This window comes from Pseudoalteromonas sp. 2CM28B, from assembly GCF_023161935.1.
In genome coordinates this window covers 1-3,085 of sequence record NZ_JALNTH010000087.1, presented here as the reverse complement: position 1 = coordinate 3,085, position 3,085 = coordinate 1, and the positions used below count along the sequence as shown (strand labels likewise).

The following is a 3,085-nucleotide window of genomic DNA, read 5'->3' as shown; positions in this document are numbered from 1 at the left end:
GACAATCTTTTTCATTATGCTGCTCATCACCTACATTATCATTTGAGACATTTCGATCATCTGCATGATCATGTTGAATTTGAAGGTGCTCTATATCTATTTGGTGATTCTCAGGTGTTGCGGATACAACAGCAGTTAACGATTGCAAAACAATCGAAACGACTAATAGTATTTTTAACGCAACATTGAATTTCAAAATAAACACCTACTTAAATATGAAAAATTATAATATCAAAAAAAGGTTTTCTAAACTAGCCATGCGCATGTTTTTCATGCTCGTCACGGCAAGTTTCTTGAGGAAACTCAAACTCAATGGTTGTATGAGATAAATTATAAGAAGAAAGTTCCTTAGCCACTTGTTGTTTTAGCCTAATTAATTTATCAACCTCAAAGTTATGGGCTAACTCTAGGTGAGCAGTTAATACGTGACTTTCCCCGTCTAATGACCAAAAGTGCATATGATGAATCCCATTAATTTCAGGTATAGCCTTTATCGCTTTTTCAATATTATTCTGCACTTCTTCATCAGGTGTAGCTTGAAGAAATAGTGCCAATGTTGTTTTCAGGTTTTTCAAAACGTTAAACAATATAAACAGTGTAAAGCCTATAGAAAGCAAAGGATCTAATATTGGTAGATCTACAAAAAGCAGCACGATAGAAACAATTAGGACTGCAACCCAGCCAAGTACGTCTTCAAGCAAATGCCACGTAAGTACTTTTTCGTTCAGCGTTTTACCCGCTTTTAGTTTAAATACTGCATACCCATTAACAGCAACCCCAAGTAATGCAAGACCCAACATTCCTTCAGCCATTGGCATTTCAGGATTAGATAATCTTGGTATTGCTTCAAATAGCACCCAGACAGAACCAATAACTAATACAATACTGTTAATTAATGCGCCAAACAGGGTAAGACGACGATAGCCATAGCTAAATCTATCGGATGCTTCTTTATCCGAGAAACGACTCAGTATCCAAGCGAATCCTATAGATAAACTGTCACCCAGGTCATGTACAGCATCAGCCATAATAGCGGTACTGTTGGTTAGCCAACCACCAATAAATTCGATAATAGTAAATGAAACATTAAGGAAAAATGTCCAACCTATACGGTCGTCTTTTCCATGCGAATGGCTATGGCTATGATTGTGCATTTTCCACCTCAAGAACTTTTAAATTTCTTACATTGACTACGTTAAAATTGATAAAGTGACGGATCACTCGTTGATACATCCAACGTTTGATTCCTGATAAGTTAGTTCCTTTTTCGAGATAAAACTCATCAGGGGAATTATAAACACCAAAATCATCATGAATACCTTCTTTTTGTATATAGGTATCTTGACCACGCCAATCTGTATCTGGCGAAGAGAAACACTTTGTTGCAACACCATAACCACAAAATTCGTTTTTTATTTGACTAAATTTGTGCTGTAGTGAACTTAAATATTGTTCATCTAATATAAAGCCTTCTAAGTTTATCCAACGATCCTTGAAATAAACTTCAATCCAACTATGAATGATATATTTAGGTGCTAACCAAAATACATAAGTTGGAATAGCTCCTTTTTGTAATCGCTGCTCAATAGTAAAGCCGTGAAAACGACATTGAATACCTAATCCTCGTAACAAAGCCATCAGCAAGTTACCCTTGGTATTGCATTGTCCGTAACCATCGGCTAAAACACTGCTTGCTGAAATATCATCACTCTCATTGTAACCAAATAATATTTCATCTTTAACAAATTGGTAGGCTGCACCAATTTTGTTGAAGTCATCGAGTTCTTGCCAATTACGCTCAGAAATTAATGATTGAATTGTAGAGTGTTCAAAATTTACTATCTTGGTTTTTTCTAGATATTTGCTATTCATTGATGTTTCCTTACTTTGAACAACCAAAGGTTGATTGTTTATCTTCATTTGGTGTTTAACGTGTTTTCTCAGCAACAGCTAATTCTTGTTTAGCATCGCTTAGTATTCGGTAAGCGCCTCGAAGAATTAACATTGAAATGATGCTACCAATGACGATATCAGGCCAACGCTGTTTCAGCACCATAACGAGTATGCCTGCGATAACGACACCAAGATTTGCAATTACATCATTCGCTGAAAATATCCAGCTAGCTCTCATATGTACTTCATCGTTGTTGTGCTTTCGAATAAGGATGAGACAAATCACATTTGCAACTAAAGCAACCATGCCTACGCCAATCATAAACCAAGAGTGAGGCTCACTTTCACCATACAGCCTTCTAGCAATATCCATTAGAATTAGCACGCCTAACCCCAGTTGGAAATAGCCACTCACTAAAGCAGCATTAGCCTTATGTTGGATTGACTTTCCCACCGCGTATAGTGCAATTGCATAGACGATTGCATCCGCTAGCATGTCTAACGAATCTGCAATTAAAGCCGTTGATTCTGATAACCAACCAAAGCCAATTTCAAAAACAAACATCGAGGCATTGATAGCCAGAAGCCAATAAAGCACCGTTTTTTGCTGGTTATCTTTTAGCTCAACTTCACACCCACAATCGCTCATTTTCATCTCCGATTAACTTGTATGCTCTAACTATAAATCCTATAGTGACTATAGGGTCAAGTTTATTTGGAAATTTTATGAAAATTGGTGAGTTATCGAAAACATCGGGGTATTCAGTACAAACCATCCGATATTATGAAAAGGAGGGCTTGCTGTCAGATCCTGATCGCACTGAAGGGAATTTCAGGTTGTATTCTAATAAGGCATTTAAAGAGCTAGAGTTCGTAAAGCATTGTCGAAGTTTAGATATTCCGCTTAATGATATTAAGCGACTCATTGAATTAAAAAACAAGCCAGAGGAGAGTTGCTCTAGTGTAAATGCATTAATTGATCGGCAACTAACTTTAGTTAATCAACGAATGAAGGAATTGAATGCACTCAAAAAAGAGTTAAAACTAATGGCAAGCTCTTGCGGGTCTGACGGTACAATTGAAGTCTGTGGCATTATCAAGTCATTAGATAGTTGAACTAAATATAACTTTAGATTAGTAGTATTCACAAAGGCAATAATGAAAACCATTGGCAAATTAGCACAATCATTAA

4 protein-coding genes and 1 pseudogene are annotated in these 3,085 nt (G+C 36.5%); 1 reads left to right on the top strand and 4 read right to left on the bottom strand.

Annotation, left to right across the window (positions count from 1 at the left end; genetic code table 11):
- The 4 genes and pseudogenes from MTN96_RS36670 to MTN96_RS36655 all read right to left on the bottom strand — a co-directional run.
- Positions 1-196 (bottom strand): annotated as a pseudogene (locus tag MTN96_RS36670) (hypothetical protein); the annotation flags it as partial.
- A 55-nt stretch (positions 197-251) separates the two neighbouring features.
- Entirely contained in the window at positions 252-1,154 is a 903-nt protein-coding gene (locus tag MTN96_RS36665) for a cation diffusion facilitator family transporter (protein WP_004588886.1), read from the bottom strand.
- Positions 1,141-1,872 carry a transglutaminase family protein gene (locus MTN96_RS36660; protein ID WP_004588887.1) on the bottom strand — a complete coding sequence of 244 codons (732 nt, stop codon included), beginning with the start codon at positions 1,870-1,872 and terminating at the stop codon, positions 1,141-1,143. The genes MTN96_RS36665 and MTN96_RS36660 overlap by 14 nt, the downstream gene beginning before the upstream one ends.
- A gap of 55 nt (positions 1,873-1,927) precedes the next feature.
- Positions 1,928-2,542, bottom strand: coding sequence for a cation transporter (locus MTN96_RS36655; protein WP_004588888.1), 615 nt, complete (start codon positions 2,540-2,542; stop codon positions 1,928-1,930).
- A 77-nt stretch (positions 2,543-2,619) separates the two neighbouring features.
- On the opposite strand from MTN96_RS36655, the gene MTN96_RS36650 reads away from it, so the two are divergent.
- The gene (locus tag MTN96_RS36650) at positions 2,620-3,009 is read left to right on the top strand and encodes a Cd(II)/Pb(II)-responsive transcriptional regulator (protein ID WP_004588889.1); all 390 of its coding nucleotides are present in this window, start codon (positions 2,620-2,622) and stop codon (positions 3,007-3,009) included.
- Positions 3,010-3,085: the final 76 nt, after the last annotated feature.

What these genes read in the sequence shown, in the direction of transcription:
- MTN96_RS36660 (WP_004588887.1), bottom strand. Translation starts at nt 1,872, where the DNA reads ATGAATAGCAAATATCTAGAAAAAACCAAGATAGTAAATTTTGAACAC.
- MTN96_RS36655 (WP_004588888.1), bottom strand. Translation starts at nt 2,542, where the DNA reads ATGAGCGATTGTGGGTGTGAAGTTGAGCTAAAAGATAACCAGCAAAAA.
- MTN96_RS36665 (WP_004588886.1), bottom strand. Translation starts at nt 1,154, where the DNA reads ATGCACAATCATAGCCATAGCCATTCGCATGGAAAAGACGACCGTATA.
- MTN96_RS36650 (WP_004588889.1), top strand. Translation starts at nt 2,620, where the DNA reads ATGAAAATTGGTGAGTTATCGAAAACATCGGGGTATTCAGTACAAACC.